The 19569-nt window shown below is 60.6% G+C and carries 19 protein-coding genes; 1 reads left to right on the top strand and 18 read right to left on the bottom strand.

Features of this window, described 5'->3' with window-relative positions:
• Nucleotides 1-539: 539 nt before the first annotated feature.
• Nucleotides 540-1061 carry a hypothetical protein gene (locus tag HB376_RS29365; protein WP_213767194.1) on the top strand — a complete coding sequence of 174 codons (522 nt, stop codon included), beginning with the start codon at nucleotides 540-542 and terminating at the stop codon, nucleotides 1059-1061.
• Between the two features lie 131 nt (nucleotides 1062-1192).
• Here HB376_RS29365 and pyrF read toward each other — a convergent pair whose 3' ends face one another.
• The 18 genes from pyrF to mpl all read right to left on the bottom strand — a co-directional run bounded on the left by pyrF (nucleotide 1193) and on the right by mpl (nucleotide 19341).
• Entirely contained in the window at nucleotides 1193-2008 is an 816-nt protein-coding gene (gene pyrF, locus HB376_RS29360; RefSeq protein WP_213767193.1) for an orotidine-5'-phosphate decarboxylase, read from the bottom strand.
• A gap of 138 nt (nucleotides 2009-2146) precedes the next feature.
• Nucleotides 2147-3256: an aldose 1-epimerase gene (locus HB376_RS29355; protein ID WP_213767192.1), complete on the bottom strand. Its 1110-nt coding sequence runs from the start codon at nucleotides 3254-3256 to the stop codon at nucleotides 2147-2149.
• 170 nt (nucleotides 3257-3426) lie between these two features.
• Nucleotides 3427-4305, bottom strand: coding sequence for an SMP-30/gluconolactonase/LRE family protein (locus HB376_RS29350; RefSeq protein WP_213767191.1), 879 nt, complete (start codon nucleotides 4303-4305; stop codon nucleotides 3427-3429).
• Entirely contained in the window at nucleotides 4302-5093 is a 792-nt protein-coding gene (locus tag HB376_RS29345; RefSeq protein ID WP_213767190.1) for an SDR family oxidoreductase, read from the bottom strand. The genes HB376_RS29350 and HB376_RS29345 overlap by 4 nt, the downstream gene beginning before the upstream one ends.
• A gap of 31 nt (nucleotides 5094-5124) precedes the next feature.
• On the bottom strand, nucleotides 5125-6117 hold the full coding sequence (gene araH, locus HB376_RS29340) for an L-arabinose ABC transporter permease AraH (RefSeq protein WP_213767189.1): 993 nt from the start codon (nucleotides 6115-6117) through the stop codon (nucleotides 5125-5127).
• Nucleotides 6118-6144: 27 nt separating this feature from the next.
• Nucleotides 6145-7662 (bottom strand): L-arabinose ABC transporter ATP-binding protein AraG, encoded by a 1518-nt coding sequence (gene araG, locus HB376_RS29335; RefSeq protein ID WP_213767188.1) that lies wholly within the window; start codon nucleotides 7660-7662, stop codon nucleotides 6145-6147.
• Between the two features lie 91 nt (nucleotides 7663-7753).
• Nucleotides 7754-8764 (bottom strand): arabinose ABC transporter substrate-binding protein, encoded by a 1011-nt coding sequence (locus HB376_RS29330; protein WP_213767187.1) that lies wholly within the window; start codon nucleotides 8762-8764, stop codon nucleotides 7754-7756.
• A 109-nt stretch (nucleotides 8765-8873) separates the two neighbouring features.
• Nucleotides 8874-9644 (bottom strand): SDR family oxidoreductase, encoded by a 771-nt coding sequence (locus HB376_RS29325; RefSeq protein WP_213767186.1) that lies wholly within the window; start codon nucleotides 9642-9644, stop codon nucleotides 8874-8876.
• Nucleotides 9641-10318 carry a 2-dehydro-3-deoxy-6-phosphogalactonate aldolase gene (locus HB376_RS29320; RefSeq protein WP_213767185.1) on the bottom strand — a complete coding sequence of 226 codons (678 nt, stop codon included), beginning with the start codon at nucleotides 10316-10318 and terminating at the stop codon, nucleotides 9641-9643. The genes HB376_RS29325 and HB376_RS29320 overlap by 4 nt, the downstream gene beginning before the upstream one ends.
• Nucleotides 10319-10328: 10 nt before the next feature.
• Complete coding sequence (locus HB376_RS29315) at nucleotides 10329-11357, bottom strand: 2-dehydro-3-deoxygalactonokinase (protein ID WP_213767184.1); 1029 nt, start codon at nucleotides 11355-11357, stop codon at nucleotides 10329-10331.
• Complete coding sequence (locus tag HB376_RS29310; RefSeq protein ID WP_213767183.1) at nucleotides 11354-12526, bottom strand: IclR family transcriptional regulator C-terminal domain-containing protein; 1173 nt, start codon at nucleotides 12524-12526, stop codon at nucleotides 11354-11356. The genes HB376_RS29315 and HB376_RS29310 overlap by 4 nt, the downstream gene beginning before the upstream one ends.
• A 214-nt stretch (nucleotides 12527-12740) precedes the next feature.
• A complete protein-coding gene (locus HB376_RS29305; RefSeq protein ID WP_213767182.1) occupies nucleotides 12741-13157 on the bottom strand; it encodes a type II toxin-antitoxin system HicB family antitoxin in 417 nt (138 codons plus the stop codon).
• Nucleotides 13158-13205: 48 nt separating this feature from the next.
• On the bottom strand, nucleotides 13206-13385 hold the full coding sequence (locus HB376_RS29300; RefSeq protein ID WP_213767181.1) for a type II toxin-antitoxin system HicA family toxin: 180 nt from the start codon (nucleotides 13383-13385) through the stop codon (nucleotides 13206-13208).
• Nucleotides 13386-13534: 149 nt separating this feature from the next.
• Nucleotides 13535-14257 carry a monofunctional biosynthetic peptidoglycan transglycosylase gene (gene mtgA, locus HB376_RS29295; protein ID WP_213767180.1) on the bottom strand — a complete coding sequence of 241 codons (723 nt, stop codon included), beginning with the start codon at nucleotides 14255-14257 and terminating at the stop codon, nucleotides 13535-13537.
• A gap of 59 nt (nucleotides 14258-14316) precedes the next feature.
• Nucleotides 14317-15177, bottom strand: coding sequence for a shikimate dehydrogenase (gene aroE / locus HB376_RS29290; RefSeq protein WP_213767179.1), 861 nt, complete (start codon nucleotides 15175-15177; stop codon nucleotides 14317-14319).
• Nucleotides 15174-17258, bottom strand: a complete 2085-nt coding sequence (locus HB376_RS29285) for an RNB domain-containing ribonuclease (protein WP_213767178.1) — start codon at nucleotides 17256-17258, stop codon at nucleotides 15174-15176. Before HB376_RS29285 ends, aroE begins: the two co-directional genes overlap by 4 nt.
• A gap of 98 nt (nucleotides 17259-17356) precedes the next feature.
• Nucleotides 17357-17944 (bottom strand): YqiA/YcfP family alpha/beta fold hydrolase, encoded by a 588-nt coding sequence (locus HB376_RS29280; RefSeq protein ID WP_213767177.1) that lies wholly within the window; start codon nucleotides 17942-17944, stop codon nucleotides 17357-17359.
• Nucleotides 17941-19341 carry a UDP-N-acetylmuramate:L-alanyl-gamma-D-glutamyl-meso-diaminopimelate ligase gene (gene mpl, locus HB376_RS29275; RefSeq protein WP_213767176.1) on the bottom strand — a complete coding sequence of 467 codons (1401 nt, stop codon included), beginning with the start codon at nucleotides 19339-19341 and terminating at the stop codon, nucleotides 17941-17943. The genes HB376_RS29280 and mpl overlap by 4 nt, the downstream gene beginning before the upstream one ends.
• Between the last annotated feature and the right edge of the window lie 228 nt (nucleotides 19342-19569).

Raw genomic sequence — 19569 nt, 5'->3', positions numbered from 1 at the left:
TCGGCGAGACCGGTAAGCCGATATACATGGACGAAAAATACTTCAAATCATTGCATTATAATTTCATTAACGAGCGAGAGCGGGTAAGAAGAAAAAAAGGTGGGTGCATCATACCCGGCTGCAAGGGCAAGTGCGTGCTATCTCACACGATTCCCGAGTCATCGGTATTGAGGCCGGTCTCATATCAAAAGAACGTTATTTACCCTAGGTTAAATTCAGAATCAGGACAATACGAATGCAAGTCCATCAATATAGGAAAGGCTTCCGCATTCCCAGGATTCTGCATTGACCACGAAAGACTCTTTAGTGGCTTCGAGCGCAATGGGAACTTTGAGGATCCGTCGATCGCCATTCAAAATCTGAGAGTAATTTTTAGATACCTATTCGAAGTTTCGAGTTTACTGAAAGTCTTTAAAAGGGCGTTGTCATCCTATAAAAAATAAATAAGCGATTACCAGCGCGAAAAAATTTCTCTATTCAATACCGATCTCAAGAAAAACATTACGCTGATTGATGTTAATGACGAAATCACCAAGCACATGCAGGATAAAATCGAGTCCTTGGAGTACTTGGCAGCCGAAATTGAAAATGAAGATCTTGCTCCATTTATTAAAACAATGAACGGCGACGGTGAATTGACGTCGGTGATCGCAATACACCTAGATTGCGAACTCCCGCTTTGTCTTGCGGGAAAAAGTGGGTTTAAATCTGGCAACAAAAAATACACCGTTCATCTCTCGATATTCCCAAAGCCAGGACAAACTTTTTGCTGCTTCTCTTTACCAAAAAGGCATGATTTAGACTTTAGAAAAATACTGGAAAAATATGAAAGCGACTTCGAATTCTTGAAATTTGTCGAATCGTGGATGATCTATGGGACCGATTTTTGGTACATCAATCCATTAGAGTGGGATGGCTATTCAACGGAAAAAAAAGAGAAGATTCTCACAAAAATTAAAAATACAGACCATTTTCCTGACGAAGACCTTGACTTTACAATATTTGACACCTTACGCACCAACCTGAAACGGTTGGAAAAACAATCCTCGCAGGAGAATTAAAGGCTAACAGAAGCTCTGGATTTCGATGAAGACAGTAAATCCCTTACTCCGTGCCTCCCGAGTGTCTGCAGCGGGTTGGTAGCTGCCGGTCGCGATGAGTCGAAACCGGCACTGTTCAGCGCGCGGCAACATCAACCCACGGCATTAATCGCATCCCGCGTGCGCTTAGCGGCTTCTCTGGCGGCATCAGCAAAATCATCGCCCTTGCCGGCATAAATAATCGCGCGCGAAGAATTAATCAGCATTCCACCTTTGCCCGAAGAATCGCGTCCAGCACGAACCGTCGCTTCAACATCACCGCCCTGCGCGCCAATACCCGGAATCAAAAGCGGCATATCGCCAACGATAGAACGCACGACTTCAATTTCCTTAGGAAACGTAGCCCCAACCACCAACCCCAACTGCCCGCTCGCATTCCACTTCTCGGCGGCGAGCCGCGCCACGATCTGATAAAGCGGCGTCCCATCGACGTTAAGAAACTGCAGATCCGAGCCGCCGGCATTGGACGTGCGGCACAAGACGATCACGCCCTTCCCGTCATGCTCGAGATACGGCTGAACGGAATCAAACCCCATATACGGATTAACCGTGACGGCATCGGCTTTGTATCGATCAAATGCTTCGATTGCATATTGCTCGGCGGTGCTGCCAATATCGCCGCGTTTGGCGTCGAGGATCACGGGCAATCCCGGATGCTCGGCATGAATATGCGCGATCAACTGCTCAAGCTGATCCTCGGCGCGATGCGCAGAAAAATACGCAATCTGCGGTTTGAACGAGCAGGCAAACGGCGCCGTAGCGTCAACAATGTCGCGGCAAAAATCGAAGATCGAATCAGCGCGCCCGTTGAATGCGCCCGGAAACCGTGAAGGCTCCGGATCAAGCCCGACACAGAGTAACGACTGGGTCCGCGACCACGCGGCATTGAGCGATTCGATGAAAGACATGGGCATCCGGGGCGAGAGGGCAAATAAGCGATCCCGCATTTTAACGCGCCGCCGGGGCGTTTCTTGGCACGTGGCTAAGCGCTAACTCGCGAACAGCGAACCGCTAACGCCGAACGCCAACCACCAACACCTAACGCCTCACCGCACCGCCACCGCCGTCTTACGCGCTTTCTGCCCCGCGGGCTGCTTCGGCCGCCCACGCCGCTCGGCTTCCCCGGACCGTTCAACAGTAAAGCTGAACTCGCGCGTCAGGCTTTCGCCCGGCGCCAGCACCGTCATGCCGTGCGCGGCACCGCCACCGGGCAGATTCACTGCATTGATCGGGTGATCGACGGGTTCGAAGCAGAAGAAATTCTGGCCAGCCGGCGCGTAGAGCACGTAGTAATCGGTATCGGCGCAAATGGTCAGCGACAACCGCCGCTTCGGCCACATCACGCTCGTACGCCCGCTCCATCCGGTGAACGCGTTGTTCACCATCGCGGCGGGCATGGGATAAGCCACGCCGAATTGCCATGCGGGCGGGGCCGGAACGTGCCGGATCGGCAGGAAATCGTCGCCGCAAAGCCACAAGCCGTCGGCCGCGGCAGACAACTCGGTATCGGCTTCACGCGTAAGGAACGGATGCAATCCAAGCCCGAACGGCAACGCATCGCGCCCTGTATTTTCGATAAAAAGCGTCACCACCAGCGTCGACGCTTCGAGCATGAACGACTGGCTCGCCAGATACGAATACGGCGCACCATTGCGGCGATCGAGCGTGAGCCGCACGTGCGTCGAACTCTCGGACGCCACGTCCCACGCGCCGAGCCAGCCGTCGCCATGCAAGGGCAGCGGCTCGCCGGGCCGGTTGCACGGCACATCGACACCGCGGCCGAGAAACTGAAACCGCCCGCCGCCGATGCGATTCGAATACGGCAGCAGCGGATAACACGCGAGCTCATTGGGATCGGTAGCCGCACTCGGCGCGAGGCACGGCCGGAAGATCGGCACGAGCGCGCCGTCGCTGCGCCAGTCGAAGCGCGTGATGCCGCCGCCGAGGGCCGGCGCGATATCGAGGCGTAGTTGTGCGTTGGCGAGCGTGATGCAACCGTTGACACCCGCGCCGCCCATCGCGACGACCGACGTGGCGGGGCCCGGACGAATCGGCGGCTCCGTGGCGGCGGCAAGCTTCGAGCGGCGGGTATTCGCGGCAGGACGGGACGACGCCGGTGGGGGCGTGGAGCTTCCTGCTGGGCGGGCAACGGTCATGGTGGCTGTCTCCGAACGAGAGGCGATCGATCCCGTGGTCCTGGCGTGAAGCGCCAGCGTGCCCGGGAAATTGCGGGCAGCGCGTCGTGCGCGCCGCCTCATGTTGTTCTTGCAACGTGATACCGCAGGTTTGCTGCGCGACGCGTAAAACGCCCGCCGCATTCCCCCGCTCAGTGCGCGTGACTATGCCCGCGAAACACCGGCTCGGCGATACCCCTGGCCGACGGCGTCGCGATAAATACCGCGCCTGCGTGCGGATCGTCCTGCAACGCGACCGCATCCAATCCGACCCGAGCACTCGTGATGTACACCGTGTCGAGTTGTAGACCGCCAAACGCGACGCAGCTTGGCTGCGCCGTCGGCACGTCGATGCGCGCCGTTTCGCGGCCATCGGCGTCATAACGCACCACGCGCCTGCCGCCCCACTGCGCGTTCCACAAGCCGCCATCGCTATCGACGGCAGAGCCATCCGGCTCGCCGCTCGCATCCGCCAGTTCGACAAACACGCGCTGGTTGGCAAACGAATCGTAATCACACACGCGAATCAAGCGCTCTGGGGAATCGCAGAAATACATGCGCGATCCGTCCGGACTGAACGCGATACTGTTCGAAATCGCGCACTCGCCGAGCGGCAAACGCTCAAGCGACAAATCCAGGTTCAGCCGATAAAACCCGCCAATCTTCTCCGCCTTCGCCACGTCGTGTTTCGTTCCGAACACGAAGCGGCCCTGGCGGTCGCATTTGCCGTCGTTGATACGCGTCGGCAGATCGGCTTCCACCGGCATGATCGTTTCGATCGCGCCGGTCTTCAAGTCAAAAAACGCCAGCCGGGAAGCCAGGCCGAGCAGCAGCATGTCAGCATCGGCGCATAACGCGAAGCATGCAAGCCGTTCCGGCATATCGAACGAAACGCGGCTGGCGTCGCGCGGGTCGTAGCGCCACAAACGCTCGCCTTCAATATCGGTCCAGTAAAAACGCCCGGTCGCGGCGCACCACGTCGCGCCTTCGCCCAGCGCGCATTGGCTGTCGATCAACAGATCGGCTTTCATGCCCAGCCTCCGTCGATCACGACCTCTTGTGCGGTCATCATGCTGCTGTCCTCCGACGCCAGGAACAACGCGGCACGCGCAAGATGCACGGGCAACAATTCCGCATCAATACACTGGCCTTCCTTGATCGCGCGCTTGCCCGCTTCGTCGAGCCATAAGCGACGTTGTTTGTCGGTCATCACCCATCCCGGTACAAGCGTATTCACCCGGATATTGAACGGGCCCAGATCGCGGGCGAGGCCATTCGTCATACCTTGCACGGCCGCTTTCGCGCTCACGTAAACCGGAAAACCACCTTGTTTAAGCATCCAGCTAATAGAGCCGAGGTTCACGATCGACCCGCCGCCGAGCTGCTTCATATCGTCGATCACCGCCTGGGCCGCGAAAAACTGATGGCGCAGGTTCACCGCGATTCCCGCGTCATAGGACTCGGGCGTCACGTCCTCGATCTTGTGACGCTTGTCGTTCGCCGCGTTGTTCACCAGCACGCCGATGAGCCCCAGCGTGCTGCGAACATCGGCAATGCCTTGTCGCAACGCGTCGATATTCGTCAGGTCCACGCGCAGGAACATCGGCTGGAATTGGCCCTCGGCCAGATCCGCGCCGAGCTGATCCGCGAGCGCTTCGCCGGCATTGGTATCGACATCGAAGAACGCGACCTTCGCGCCCTGATCGAAGAAATGCTCGACGAACGCCGCACCAATGCCCGTCGCGCCGCCGGTAATCAGCACCACTTTGCCGGCGAGGCTCGGATAGCGGGCGAGGGTTTTATCGACTGAACTGGCCATCTTTTCCTAACCTCTCATTTAGTCGTCGAATTTAGTCGCGTGAGCCACGATTCTTCAACTGGTCGAGCAGCACCGCGGCAAGCAGGATCGCGCCGCGCACGAGGTACTGATAGAACGCGTCGATGTTCATCAGGTTCATCACGTTCTCGACCGTACCCATGATCAGCACGCCGATCACCACGCCCGAAATGGTCGCGCGGCCACCGAGCAGCGACACGCCGCCGAGCACGCACGCGGAAATCACGTTGAGCTCGAAGCCGTCCGCGGCGTTCGGTTGTCCCGACGTGATCCGCGACGCCAGGATCACCCCGGCGAGCGCCGCCACCGCTCCCTGGATCAGGAAGATCCAGACACGCGTGCGTTCCACATTGATACCCGCCAAACGTGACGCTTCCGCGTTACCGCCAATCGCGAGCGTATTACGCCCGTACACGGTCTGGTTCAGCAGCACGCCGAACACGATGAAACACGCCAGCGTGACCCAGATCGGCAGCGAGACGCCGAACATGGTCAGGCCGCCGAGCGCGATAAACGTATCCGACGACACGCCCACCGCCTGCCCATGCGACACGATAAACCCAAGCCCGCGCACCACTTCCATCGTAGCCAGCGTAGTAATCAGCGCGTTGATCCGCAAGTACGCAATCACCGCGCCATTCACAAAGCCGATAGCCGAACCCGCCGCCACCGCCGCGATAATCGCGATAAACGTGTTGCCCGTGGCGTTCAGCACCATCGCGCAGAGCACGCCGGCAAAGGCCACCGTGGACCCGACCGACAAATCGAAATCGCGCGAGGCGAGGCAGAACATCATCGTGCACGCGACCATGCCGATCTGCGAAATCGACAACGCCAGGCCGAGCATGTTCTCGATGGAGAAGAAGTGATCGACCGAGAGCGACATCGTGATGAACATCACGATAAAGATCACGACCAGGCTGTATTCGGTGATCTGTTGCCACCACTTCTGCTTGTCGTTTTTCGCTGGCACCAGCGTGTTGGTAATGTTTTCCCTGACTTCCATGATGTCCTCCATCTCCACTTTTTTGCTTCAGGCTGCCTTCGCAGTCGGTTCCGATTGCACAGGCAGCGCAAGATTGAGCACTGATTGTTCGTTCGCTATTCCACGCGGCAATTCGCCCGCAATGCGCCCTTGCCGCATCACCACGATCCTGTCCGATACCCCCAGCACTTCCGGCAATTCAGACGAAATCATTACGATCGCGCAGCCGCGTTCGGCCAGTTGATAGATCACGTTATAGATCTCGTGCTTCGCGCCCACGTCAATGCCGCGCGTGGGTTCATCGAGGATCACGACTTTCAGTTCCGGCTCAGCGAGCCAGCGCGACAGAATGGTTTTCTGCTGGTTGCCGCCGGAGAGAAAGCGGATTTTCTGCTTGCGGCTCGGCGTCTTGATCTTCAGCAACTGGATAAAACGCTCGGCGGTCGCGGCTTCTTTCTTGCGATCCAGGAACAGCCCGGCGCGCAGATAATGCCGGCGGCACGAAATGTTGATGTTCTCGGACACCGAAGCCATTGCCACGATGCCTTCTTCCTTGCGGTCCTCAGGACACAGCACAATGCCGTGTTTGATCGCTTCGCCCGCGCTGCGGATCTTGATCGACTCGCCATCGAGCATGATCGTGCCGGCCTTCTTGCGGTCCGCGCCATAAACGAGGTGCATCAGTTCGCTGCGCCCCGCGCCCACCAGCCCGAAGAAGCCGACAATCTCGCCGCGGCGCACTTCAAAACTTGTCGGTTCACGCAGCGCATGGCCTTCAATATTACTGACGGAGAAGCGCACGTCGCCGAGCGCACGTGGCTTGTAATCGTAGATATCGGCAATCTCGCGACCGACCATTTCCTGCACGAGCATATCGCGCGGAACCTCGGCCAGATTCGCGTGCGACGCGATCTTGCGGCCATCGCGGAAAATCGTGCATGTGTTGCACAGCTCGTAAATCTCGTCCATGCGGTGCGAGATGTAGATCAGCGCGCGGTTGTCCGCCTTCAAATCACGCACGAGCTTGAACAGCACTTCCGTCTCGCGATGCGACAGCGACGACGTGGGTTCATCGAGTGCAATCACGCGTGCGTTACGCATCAGCGCCTTGCAGATTTCCACCATCTGCCGTTGCGCGATGGAAAGCTTCTTGAGCTTCGCGTTCGGATCGAGATCGACCCCCATTTGCAGCAGCCGTTCGCGCACATGCTTTTTCGCTTCGCGCTTGTGCACCCAGCCCAGCGTGTTCGGCAAGGAACCGAGCAGCAGGTTTTCTGCGACCGTGAGATCGGGCACGTACTGCAATTCCTGGTGAATCACGGCGACACCCGCCGCAATCGATACCGCCGCGCTCGTGAACTTCACCTCGTTGCCATCGATCAGGACACGCCCGGAATCCGGCTGATATTCACCGCCCAGCACTTTCAGCAAAGTCGATTTGCCCGCGCCGTTCTCGCCCATCAGGCCGTGCACTTCGCCGGCGTTGACGTCGAACGACACGCCGTCGAGCGCGCGCACGCCTGGAAAAACCTTACCGATATTGTCAAAACGCAGCGTCGCTGACACATCGCCTCCTTATGTTTCATGCGGACCGCCGCGCTTCATTTTGAAACGCGACGGTCCGTATTGCTCTACCGATACCTGATACGAAAAGAGCTTACTTGGCCGATGCCAGGCCCATCTTCTCGCGCACTTCGCCCACGTTGTCACGCGTTGCCAGCATGCCGGTGGTCAACGTCACGAGCGGCGGTTCCTTGCCGTCCTTGATCCACGTGTACATGAGTGACGACGTTTCCTCGCCGTGACGCTTCGGGCTGATGATGACGGTCGCATAGAAGCCCGTCGGGTTCGGTTTCTTGAACTCGCTCAAGGCCGAATCCGAGCCGCCGATCCCCACGCCGATCATGTTGTCCGCCTTGAAGCCACGGCCTTCCGCTGCGCGCACCGCGCCGAGCACGGCTTCGTCGTTCAGGCCGAACGCCACCCAGTGCTTGAACTGCGGATTCTTCGTGAGCGCGATGTTCGCGGCATTGAACGCGTTTTCCGTGTCGGTCTTGGCTTGCGCCGCCATCACGATGTTCGCCTTCGGAAAGCCCGCTGCGACCAATGCGTCGGCAGCGCCGCTCGTACGGTCGTGCGCTGTCGGCAGTTGCTCATAGGTCACGTCGATAGCGCCGGTTTCAGCCATGTTCCAGCCGCGCTTCTTGATCTCGTCAGCAATGCCGTCACCCACCTGCTTGCCGATGTTGTAAGCCGAGATGCCCATGTACGGCACCGAAGCGATCGGCTTGCCCGAACCATCGACCAGGCGGTCATCGACCGTCATCATCTTCAGTCCGGCGGCTTTAGCCTTGGCGACAATGCCCGGTCCGAGCTTGACGTCAGGCGTGCAGATCACGAAACCCTGGGCCTTTTGCGCGGCGAGGTTGTCGATCGCGCTCATCACCTTTTCACCCGACGGCGCGCCGATCTTCACCAGCGTGAAACCCTTCTCCTTCGCCGCGATTTCGGCGAACTTCCACTCATCCTGGAACCAGGGTTCTTCCGGCTGCTTCACCAGGAAGCCGATCTTGACCTCATCGGCGGCTTGCGCCACCGGCGCCGTGAACAAAGTAGCGCTGGCAGCGGTGGCCGTTGCAACCAGTGTGAGGAACATTCTGCGTTTCATGGTCTGTCTCCTGACTTGAGCTGTCTAGTTGGTACGAAGGTGTTGGCCGCGTCTTGTTGTCATGACGTCGCACCGCGGCCAGTGCGTCATCCTTTGCTGCTGAATTCGTTCAGTCGTGATACAGCGCCGAGCGCCCGCCATCGACCGTGATGCAACTTGCGTTGATAAACGGCGCTTCGTCGGACGCGAGGAACACGGCGGTCATCGCCACTTCCTCCGGCTGGCCGATGCGCTTCATCGGTTGCAGATCGAGCGTTGCCTGTTTCGCTTTGGCCGGATCTGCTTGTTCGTTCCACCAGTCGTGCGTGAGTTTCGTCTCGATGTAACCCGGCGCAATCGCGTTCACGCGCACCTGCCGCCCCGCGTATTCGATACCCAATGCCCGCGTCAATCCGATCACGCCATGCTTCGCCACCGGATACGGAAAGCAACCCGGAATGATCTTGAACGAGTGCGTAGAAGCAATATTCACGATGCTGCCGCGCCCGCGTTCAACCATGCCCGGCAAGACCGCGCGGCAACCGTTCCAGACGCCGTCGAGATCGACGGCGAAACAGCGGCGCCAGTCGTCGTCGGTCATGGTCAGCGGATCGCAAAACACGTTGATGCCCGCGTTGTTCACCAGCACGTCGATCGGCCCGAACTTCGCTTCTGCTTCGCTCACGGCGTTTTGCACCGACGCGCTTTGCGTCACGTCCGTTTGTACGGCGAGCACCTTGTCCGCCGATCCGATCCGCGCCGCAGTTTCACGCGCTAACGCAATATCCAGTTCCGCCAGCACCACCGCCGCGCCTTCGCGCACGAACGCGCTGGCAATCGCCGCGCCGATGCCACGCCCGGCGCCGGTGATAACCGCGACCTTGCCTGCGAGCCGGGTCATTTCTTCTGGCCTCGCGCCACGGCTAATCCGTTGATGAACGCCTTCGCATGCGAGGCCGTCGTCGCCGCGCTCTGACCTGGCTTGTACAGCGCCGAGCCGAGACCGAAGCCATTCGCGCCCGCGCTCAGGAACGGCCCCATGTTGTCCGGCGAAATTCCACCGACCGGCACCAGCGGCACACGCGCTGCGATCACCGCGCGCCACGCCTTCACCACATGCACGCCGAGCTGCTCGGCGGGGAACATCTTCAACACGTCCGCCCCGTTCTTCAGCGCGATGAACGCTTCGTTTGGCGTCGCAACGCCCGGTGAACACGCGAGACCTTGAGCCTTCGCGGCGCGCACGACATCGCCGTCGCTGTGCGGCATCACGATCAGCTCGCCGCCGGCGTTTTTCACTTGCGCGACGTAATCCGGATGCAGGACCGTACCCGCTCCGACGATGGCATCGGCGGGCAGCGCCTGGCGAATCGCCGCGATGCTGTCGAACGGCTGCGGCGAATTCAGCGGCACTTCCACGATCCGGAAACCCGCTTCATACAACGCGCGGCCGTGATCAGCGGCGTCCGCCGGCGTCACGCCGCGCAGGATCGCGATCAGCGGACACAGGCCAAACGCAGCGGCCAGGCCAGCGTGCGGCGCGTAAGGCGCGGGGAGGTTGATATCGATTTGCATGGTCCTGCTCCTAATTAGATGCGCTCGCCGTCGACTGGATCAGGCCGGCCTGCAGCGCGATCCGATGCAACCCGCGCTCGGTCGCGTGCGCGACCGTCCGCGCATCGTGGCAACCGAAGCGCGCGAGCGCGTGGCGATAACGTTCGCAAAGCGCGTCGTTACCAATCAGCCTTAACGCCTTGCCCGCGAGATCCGCTTGCTCACGCGCCAGCACTTCATTGAGACCGCGTAATTCGTGGCCGATCAACAGGCCCGACAGGTAATCCGCTTGTTGCTCGGGCTTCAATTGCCCGGTCAGTCCCAGCGTGCGGGTGCTGAAAATGGTCGCGAGCAAACCCGCGTGGCCGGCGTCCTTGGCGGTATCGACGCCGCGAATGAACGCACCCAGATCGTGGTGATCGGTCGCGCGCATCGTGCGGCCGAGGATGGTGTGATCGCGCAGCGCGCCGAAAGTCTCGCCGGTCATGAAGGTGTAGAACCGTTCGATCCGTCCCTTCGACACAACCGCCCACTTGGCATGCGTTCCCGGCAAGCCGATCAGGCCGCCGTGCGGTTCCTGGTCCAGCGTGGCGTCGCTGGCGAGCGCCCCGAAGATCTGCGTTTCTTCGCCGCGCATCACGTTGGGCAACGCGCCGTCTTCAAGCACGCCCGGAACGATGTGAACCGTAATGCCCTTGAGCGTTTTCACGCGCACGATGCCCGCGACCAGCGCAGCCGGATCGGCGGGTGTGGACACGTACGGCGCTTCCAGCCAGCCTTGCGCGCTGCCGACCATGCCCGCAGCAATCACCGGCAGCGGCGCGCCGCTGGCGAGCCATGCGCCGCAGGTTGCATCGAATACGGCGTCGAAACCGCCTTGCGCTGCGGGTTTCGGCAAATTCATGATGCCCGCCGACGATGCCCGCGTATCCAGCACCGCGCCGTGTGCGTCGAGCAGATAGGCGCGCAGCGCGGTTGTGCCCCAGTCGAGTGCGATCAAGGCCGGCGGCTCTTCAGCGCGGGCTGATGGCGTCTCGGCCGATGTGTCGATCCGCGTCATCGTTTGATCCTGCGTGTTGCGGGCTGCGGAACGCGCCAGCCGAGTTCTTGCGAGATCGCGCGCGCTTCGCGCTGTACGACCGGAATCAGTTCTTCCATGCGCTCAGGCGGCATGTAGGGAATCGTGCTCGCCACCGACAGCGCCGCGACGATCGCGCCCGACGCGTCGCGCACCGGCGCCGCGACGCAGCGGATCGATGCTTCGTTCTCCTCGAGATCGAAGGTGAAACCGCCTTGCGAATAGCGCGTCATGCGCTGCACGAAGGTATCGGTATCGGGCTGATGGTCGGGCTTGAAACTCACCTTCGCGAGCACGCGATGCGACGCTTCCAGCAGCTTCGACCACGTCTCCGGCGGCAGGTCGAGCATCATCGCCTTGCCAATTCCCGTCGATGCCAGCGGCATCCGGTGACCTACGCGCGAGCGCATTTCGAGGCCGCGCGTGCCGGGAATCTTGTCGATATAAAGCACGTCGTCGCCGTCGCGTACGCCGAGATGAATGGTGTCGTGCGTATGCTCGGCCAGCACTTGCAGATGCGGACGCGCTACCGCGGTGAGCGGCATTTGTTCGAGCGCGATCGTGCCCAGTTCGATCAGCTTCGGGCCGAGCAGATAACCGCCGCCTACCTGGCGCAGATAGCGCGCCTGCACCAGCGAGCTAACCAGACGATGCGTCGTGCTGCGGGTGGTGCCGAGCGCCGCGCCGATGCTGCGCAGATCGCGCGCGCCGCCTGCTGCGGCTTCGAGAATCGCGAGGCCGCGCAGCAGCGTTTGCGTGCCGGCTTGCTGCGGCGTGAGGTCGAGCAATGCAGCCGCCGATGCCTGCGCTTCGCTCGGCTCGGTTGCGTCGTTCGCTTCGTTCGCTGCATCTGCCTCGGGCGCTGCCGGTTTGCCGGCCGTGCGGTCCATCGACAATTCATGCTCGACGGTGGGGTTCAGGGTCTTGGTCATGGCACTCGATGTTCGCGGCTTGAGAATGATTGAGCGTTCGTTCACGACGCGAGTTACCGGGCCGATGGCACGCGGCGAAGCATCACGCGGGATACGGCGCGGGGAATCATCGATAAGGAGTGCGAGACGCATGGAGGCGAGTGCAGATGCGAGCGCGCGGGTTGCGCTGATGTCGCTGACGTTGGCATGACGTGTCTCCGAGTGCTTTTTTCGTTTCACACGGTCTCCGGGAAAACCCCGATGCCGCGTGTAACTGCCGTTTTGGCTGTGATCGGATTTTAGAGCCGGGTGTCTCAATTATTCAATATGTGATTGATGTGTTCACATATTGGGAGATCGAATGGGTCGCAGCGGAGGTGCAGAATGTGAAAAAACCCCGGCGAAGCGGGGTTTTGAGGTGAAACGAGAGATCGCAAACGCAAGCTGCATCGGCTTATGCCGGAGTTCTTTCCTCTTCACGAATCGCATTGAGTGCGACACGCGCCAGAAACCCGCTGCGTGTTTCGTGATGCTTGCCTGCGTAAGCGTCGATTTTCCTTAGGACAAAGCGTGGCAGGCTGATATTCACCCGTTCGGGCTTGGTATCGAACTTGGCCGGATCGACGTCGACAAGCGCCCATACCGCGCCCGCATATTCCGGTTGATGACGCAGAGCTTCGACCGGCGTAACAGACAGGTCAACCTCCTCGCCACATTCGATCAACGTGGCGACGTGACTTTCGATTGCTTCGCGAGTGTTGTGAATCGCCTGTTCAATCGTGTCTCCCCACGAGTGACAGCCGGCAATGTCCGGCACGATCACGCCGTACACGCTGCCCTCGTCCTTATGGATCGCCACTGGAAATTCCATATATCTCACCTTGATAGTGTGCTGCGGTGCGGAAGCAAACCCACGACGTTATAAGCCGGCGGATTTCAAGATGCTCCTCAACGTGCCTTGTGGCAGGTCCAGCTTTGGATGCGGGACAGTCACCAGCCCCGATTTGGTAGGGTGTTTGAAATGGTGATGGCTACCTTTTGTTCTAATCAAGCTCCATCCATCCGCTTCCAGCTTCCGGATCACGTCTTTCGAATTCATAGGCGTTCCGGTGATTGTGTGTATTTCATACACACAATTCCTATACTACTTGTTTTTACCGCCGACGGGGGTGGAATTCGAAGGGGATTTCAGCAGGTACCTCGCCATCAGCCATAGCATTGGTCCCTGTTACGTCAACCCACAAGCGCTCAATGCGGCAATTCCGCCGCCCCCATGCGCCGCGTAATCACCCCTGCCCGCTGCGACAAATACGCGGACCCTCTGTGTTCATCGAAGTATTTCGGTCTCGGCAACATCACCGCGAGCCGCGCCGATTGCCACGCGCTCAGCTTCGACGCCGACGTCTTGTAGTAGTAATGCGCCGCCGCTTCAGCGCCATAAACGCCATTGCCCCACTCCACCGAATTCAGGTAGATCTCGAAGATGCGTTCCTTGTCCATCCAGAGCTCGAGCATCGACGTGATGACCAGTTCCTGCGCCTTCCTCACATAACTCTTTTCCCGCGATAAAAACAGGTTGCGCGCCAGTTGCTGCGAGATGGTCGAGCCGCCCGCGACAATCTTGCCGCGCGCCTTGTTCTTCTCCCAGGCTTGCAGGATGGCATCGGTTTCGTAACCGTTGTTGTTGACGAAGTTCGCGTCCTCAGACGCAATGATCGCGCGCTTCAGGTTGCGCGAAATCTGGTCGTACGGAACCCAGGTGCGCTGAATGGCGAGATCGGGACGGTCTTGCGCAAGCCGCCACGCATCCGAGCGCATGAACGCCGTCGATGAAGGATTGACGAACGTATAAATCCCGACCATCGCGAAGAAGTAGACCTGCGTGGCAATGGCGGCAATCGCCATGACCGAGATGCCGTAGACAATCCACCGAGCCGGCCCGAGACGAACGGGCGATTTTGTTCTTGTCATCGTGCTTCTTCTGTTTGGAACGAATCGGAACATAACGCCGCGCTGATCCACGCGCTCAACTAAACCTTCGTCGATAACTCCAGCCGCAATGCACGCAGCACCGCGCCGCTGTCGGGACGCACCCCGCGCCACAGGAAAAACGATTCCGCCGCTTGCTCGACGAGCATGCCGAGGCCATCGGCCGAACGCGCGCCGAGGCTGTCGGCGTGACGCATGAACACGGTCGGCTGGGCGCTGTACATCATGTCGTAGGCGAGCGTGCCGGGACCGAACGAATCGTTATCGCAATCGGGCAGCGAGTCGTCGAGACTGCCGGCCGTCGCGTTGACGATCACATCGTAGGGGCCCGCTTCCACGCTATCCGCACCGCCGCCGGAGAAACGCACATGCGCGGCGTGTGCGGCATCGGAGAAATGATCGACGAGTTGCTGCGCCTTCGATGCCGTCCGGTTCACGATAGTCAACGCCGCCACGCCGCCATCCAGCATGGGCAGCACGACACCGCGTGCAGCACCGCCCGCGCCGAGCAGCAGGACACGCGCGCCTTTCAAACCAACGCCCAGATTCCCTTCGATATCGCGCACAAGGCCAACGCCGTCAGTGTTGTCGCCAAGCACGCCATCGGCGTTGAACGCCAACGTGTTCACCGCGCCCGCCGCCGCTGCGCGCGGCGTAAGCGTATTAGCGAGAGCATGTGCGTCGAGCTTGAAGGGCACCGTCACGTTCATGCCGCGACCGCCTGCTTCGACGAACGCGCGGACATCGTCGGAGAACGCGCCGATGGTTCCAAGCACGCGCCCGTATTCGATCGCCTCGCCTGTCTGCTCGGCAAAACGCGCGTGGATCCACGGCGATTTGCTATGCGCAACCGGATTGCCGATGACCGCGTACTGGTCCCGTGTGACGGCGCCCGATGTCATCGCGTAGGCTCCGTCGTGTCGGGCGTGCTTTCGCCAGCGGGTTCGCCCGTAGAGGCTTCCGCTTCGGGCACCGCTTCCGCCTGCGCCTCAGCTTCGCTCTCCGCGCTCAAATCTTCCGCTTCGATCAGCTCTTCTTCGGTCTCGTCCTGCTGCGCCTCGGCCTCTTGCGCTGACGCCGGAGCAGGTGCATCGATCACATGCAGCAAACGGCACGACGCCTCGACCGTGAGTTCATCGAGACTCATGACGTCAAGCATCACTTTCGTCCCGCGCGCGTGCACGCCAAGGCCGGGCACATGCAGCATCAATGGAATTTCATCGAGGCGCACGAGATCGTCCTTCACCACCGACGCCGCCACGTGCTTCTTGTTTTCCTGCTTCAACCAGCGCAAGCACCAGAAATACTCCATGCGCCGCTGATAGTCGGCATATGCGGAATATTGATCATCGAAGCCCTGCACGACGGCAAACAGATCGGCGTCTTTCGGCTTGAACGGCGCGACCAGCGCAGCCGTCACGCCATGCCGCACGCAAGCGAGCAACTGCCATTGATTGACCAGGTCGACGTAACGACGCAACGGCGACGTGCTCCACGCGTATTGCGCAACGCCGAGCCCTTCGTGCGGCGCGGGCGTGGTCTGCATGCGCGTGCGCTTCGGACCCGGCGCGCCGAATCCGCGCTGCGACCGGTAGATCCCCGGCACGCTGTGGTCGTTGAGAAACGCGCCCCACGATGAATTCGCGAGAATCGCCAGCTCGGCGACGATCAGATCGAGCGGCGATCCGCGTCGACGCGGCGTGATCGTGATGTGCTCGCCTTCCACGTAGAAATTGAAGTCGTTATTGCGCTGCACTTCGCGCCGCAAACCGTACCCGGCGCGCGCTTCCTGACGCTTTTCGAACAGCGCCTGCGCGAGCGGCCACAGCACCGCGATATCGTCCTTGTGCGGATACTCGCCCGTTCCCGCCGCGAGCGATTCCTCGGTGACGTGTTCGTCCAGATGGTTGTGTCGAAGATTGCTCTTTACGAACACACGCTCGGCGCGCGTTTCGGTCGCGACGATTTCCTGCGTTTCCCGATTCACGATGATGTACAGCGACAACGCCGGCCGCAATCCGCCTTCAGCCAGCGTGAACGCTTCCACGACGCTGTCGGGCAGCATCGTGATCTTGTCGCCGGGCATATACACGGTGGACAAACGGGTGCGCGCGATCGCATCGATCATGTCACCGCGCGAGATTCCCAACGCCGGCGCCGCGATGTGAATACCGACGCGCACGCGGCCATCGGCGAGATGCTCTACGGAGAATGCGTCGTCGATTTCGGTGGTGGTGACGTCATCGATGGAAAACGCCTGCACGTCCGCTTCCGGCAGATCGTCGGGAAGCGGCGGCACCGTGACAGGCGCGAAGCCCGTCCCGTGCGGGAAAAATTCCGACAGGAAACGCGCTTCGTGCAGCGCGCGCGCCGACGGAATGCCGCCCACTTCCAGCATCAGCCGCGCTTGCGAAATCCCCCGAGCGGCAGCAGCCGCTTCGAGCGCCTTATATTCGATACAGTTCTTGTCCGGCTTCGTCAGCAAGCCGATCGCCTTGCCGGCCAGCGCCTCGGGCAGTTTTCCAGCAATCAGTTCCGCTTCGTAGCCCGCTTGCACCAAGGCAAGCTGCCGTTTCTTTTCCAGCCCGGCCAGCGCCATTTGCAACTGTTCCTGCGGCGCGCGCTGATATTGCCCGCGGCCCTTGCGGCGGAAATACACCGGCGAACCGTGCATGCGCAGCACGAGCGCGGCGCGTTCGGTCGCGCCGAATTTATCGCCGAAATAATCCGCGCCCAGTTCAGCGAAAGGAAATTCTTCTTCCGGCGCGCACTCCCACAGGAAGTCGAGATCGATGTCCTGCGCGATGGCATCGGCCTGCTGCATCAGATCGGCGGCGTTCGGTTTCTCGAATTCGATCAATACGTCTTTGGCGCGCACTTTCGCGCGCCGCCCGCCCGGCAACTCGACCTGAAACGCATCGTTCTGCTTGGACAGAACGGCGCCGGCCTTGAAACTACCTGATTCCTCGAAAAAAACGTTCACTCAATACTCTCGAAAGACTGTTGGTCGGCGTGGCGTCCGGTCGGGTTCGCGTCCCGCAAAAAGCGCCAGGCCCACATAAAAGGAAACGCTCAGGGTCTTCAGGCCGCGACAGCCGGCGGCGGAGCCTCGCAGAACGCCAGCACCTGGTCCAGGTAACTGGGAAAGTCGCTGATCGCGTGGTCGCTGCCCTGGATCAGCGTGGTCCGCACGTCCGGGTAATGCGCGAGCATGGTGCGGTAGTCGAGCACTTCGTCGCCGGTGGCCGCGATCAGATAGTAGCGCTCGGGACGGGTGATCGACGCGACGGAAAGCGCACGCAATTCGTCGATATGACGCGGTTCGACCACAATACTGCCGCCGCCGTGCCACAACGGCTGTTCGCCGAGATAAGCACTCAGGTCTTCTTGCGGCACGACCGCCGGATTCAGCAGGACGGCGCGCCAGCCGTGTTTTTCGGCGAGCCATGTTGCATAAAACCCGCCGAGTGAGCTGCCGATCAGCGTGATCTGATCGTCATTGGCTTGCGCCGCCAGCTTTTCGGCCAGCGCAATGGCTTCGCGGGGCGAAACCGGCAACGTCGGGCACTGCCATTCGTCGATCAGTCCCAGCTCTTCCAGTCGCGCGCGCATCACGCGGGCCTTGAACGATTGTGGCGATGACCGAAAGCCGTGCAGATAAAGAATCACACCCGCTCCTTGGGTTCCGGCCGCGCGGACAATGCGTCGAGCAACTTCTGATGCACGCCGCCGAAACCGCCATTGCTCATTACCAGCACGTGATCGCCAGGACGCGCCGCGGCGACGATTGACTTGACCAGCGCTGCAAGGTCGCTGAACGCATGGGCCTTATTGCCGAGCGGCGCCAGTGCCGCTTGCAGATCCCAGCCGAGCTTGTCGCGGCCTTCGTGCGCGCCGTAGCCGAAAACCAGGTCCGCGTCGGCGAGACTGGCCGGCAATTGCGCTTTCATCGTGCCGAGTTTCATCGTGTTCGAACGGGGTTCGAGGACGGCGATGATGCGACTATTTGCACCGATACGCGTCCGCAAGCCCGCTATTGTTGTTTCGATCGCGGTAGGGTGATGCGCGAAGTCATCGTAGACGGTCACGCCATCCACGCTGCCCTTCACTTCCATCCGGCGTTTCACGTTCCGGAACGTGCTCAGCGATTGCGTCGCCTGCGCGGGCGGAACGCCCACTGAACGCGCCGCCGCGATTGCCGCCAGCGCATTCATTCGATTGTGCTCGCCTTGCACTTGCCAGTCGACCACGCCCTGGCGCTCGCCTTCCCAGTACACGGCGAACTGCTCGTCGACGGCAACACCGTCTATTGCGGGCAGCGCTTCCCAGCCGCCTTGCACGCCGAAGCGTTCGACGCTCGACCAGCAACCGCGTGTCAGCACGCGTTCGAGCGCGGCTTCGCGGCCGTTCGTCACGATGCGTCCGACGCCGGGCACGGTACGCACCAGATGATGAAATTGGGTCTCGATAGCGGCGAGATCCGGGAAGATATCGGCGTGATCGAATTCGAGGTTGTTCAGCACTGCCGTGCGCGGGCGATAGTGAACGAACTTGGAGCGTTTATCGAAGAAAGCGGTGTCGTATTCATCGGCTTCGATCACGAAGAAGCTTGAATCCGTGAGTCGTGCCGAGATGCCGAAATTCAGGGGCACGCCGCCGATCAGGAAGCCCGGATTCATGCCGGCGTCTTCGAGTAGCCAGGTCAGCATGGAGCTGGTGGTGGTTTTGCCGTGTGTTCCGGCGACCGCGAGCACCCATTTTCCGTTCAGCACGTGTTCACCGAGCCATTGCGGGCCGGACGTATAGGGCAGGCCGCGATCGAGGATAGCTTCCATGAGTGGATTGCCGCGCGTCACGACATTGCCGATTACGAACAGATCGGGTTCGAGCGCGATTTGCTCGACGCCATAACCTTCGATCAACTCGATGCCCTGCGCTTCGAGCTGGGTGCTCATTGGCGGATAGACGCCGGCGTCGCAGCCGGTGACGCGGTGCCCCGCTTCGCGGGCGAGGACCGCGAGGCCACCCATGAATGTGCCGCAGATACCGAGGATGTGAATGTGCATAAAGCGTGTGTTCGTGGCGGGGGGGCCGTTAGCACGGGGGGAATGAGTGAGGTATTCCGGCGCCCGGAGCGGTACATTGTAACCGACCGGGATTTTTTGCTTGCACGGTGGACGGGTCGTTTGGGGGGGGTGGGGGGGGGGGGTTCCAGGGTTAGGGGTGGGGGTTAATGCGGGGGGGGTGCTTTCGGCCGTGGTGGTCAGGGGTCTATGCCGGGGGGGGGTCGGCGG

Origin of the sequence: Caballeronia sp. dw_19 (assembly GCF_018449515.1) — a bacterium.
Classification (GTDB): Bacteria; Pseudomonadota; Gammaproteobacteria; order Burkholderiales; family Burkholderiaceae; genus Caballeronia.
This window is presented reverse-complemented; position numbering and strand designations above follow the sequence as displayed.

Excerpts from the sequence above, each read along its gene's own strand:
- HB376_RS29365 (WP_213767194.1), top strand. The coding sequence starts at position 540 with ATGCAGGATAAAATCGAGTCCTTGGAGTACTTGGCAGCCGAAATTGAA.
- pyrF (WP_213767193.1), bottom strand. The coding sequence starts at position 2,008 with ATGTCTTTCATCGAATCGCTCAATGCCGCGTGGTCGCGGACCCAGTCG.
- HB376_RS29355 (WP_213767192.1), bottom strand. The coding sequence starts at position 3,256 with ATGACCGTTGCCCGCCCAGCAGGAAGCTCCACGCCCCCACCGGCGTCG.
- HB376_RS29350 (WP_213767191.1), bottom strand. The coding sequence starts at position 4,305 with ATGAAAGCCGATCTGTTGATCGACAGCCAATGCGCGCTGGGCGAAGGC.
- HB376_RS29345 (WP_213767190.1), bottom strand. The coding sequence starts at position 5,093 with ATGGCCAGTTCAGTCGATAAAACCCTCGCCCGCTATCCGAGCCTCGCC.
- araH (WP_213767189.1), bottom strand. The coding sequence starts at position 6,117 with ATGGAAGTCAGGGAAAACATTACCAACACGCTGGTGCCAGCGAAAAAC.
- HB376_RS29330 (WP_213767187.1), bottom strand. The coding sequence starts at position 8,764 with ATGAAACGCAGAATGTTCCTCACACTGGTTGCAACGGCCACCGCTGCC.
- HB376_RS29325 (WP_213767186.1), bottom strand. The coding sequence starts at position 9,644 with ATGACCCGGCTCGCAGGCAAGGTCGCGGTTATCACCGGCGCCGGGCGT.
- HB376_RS29320 (WP_213767185.1), bottom strand. The coding sequence starts at position 10,318 with ATGCAAATCGATATCAACCTCCCCGCGCCTTACGCGCCGCACGCTGGC.
- HB376_RS29315 (WP_213767184.1), bottom strand. The coding sequence starts at position 11,357 with ATGACGCGGATCGACACATCGGCCGAGACGCCATCAGCCCGCGCTGAA.
- HB376_RS29305 (WP_213767182.1), bottom strand. The coding sequence starts at position 13,157 with ATGGAATTTCCAGTGGCGATCCATAAGGACGAGGGCAGCGTGTACGGC.
- HB376_RS29300 (WP_213767181.1), bottom strand. The coding sequence starts at position 13,385 with ATGAATTCGAAAGACGTGATCCGGAAGCTGGAAGCGGATGGATGGAGC.
- mtgA (WP_213767180.1), bottom strand. The coding sequence starts at position 14,257 with ATGACAAGAACAAAATCGCCCGTTCGTCTCGGGCCGGCTCGGTGGATT.
- aroE (WP_213767179.1), bottom strand. The coding sequence starts at position 15,177 with ATGACATCGGGCGCCGTCACACGGGACCAGTACGCGGTCATCGGCAAT.
- mpl (WP_213767176.1), bottom strand. The coding sequence starts at position 19,341 with ATGCACATTCACATCCTCGGTATCTGCGGCACATTCATGGGTGGCCTC.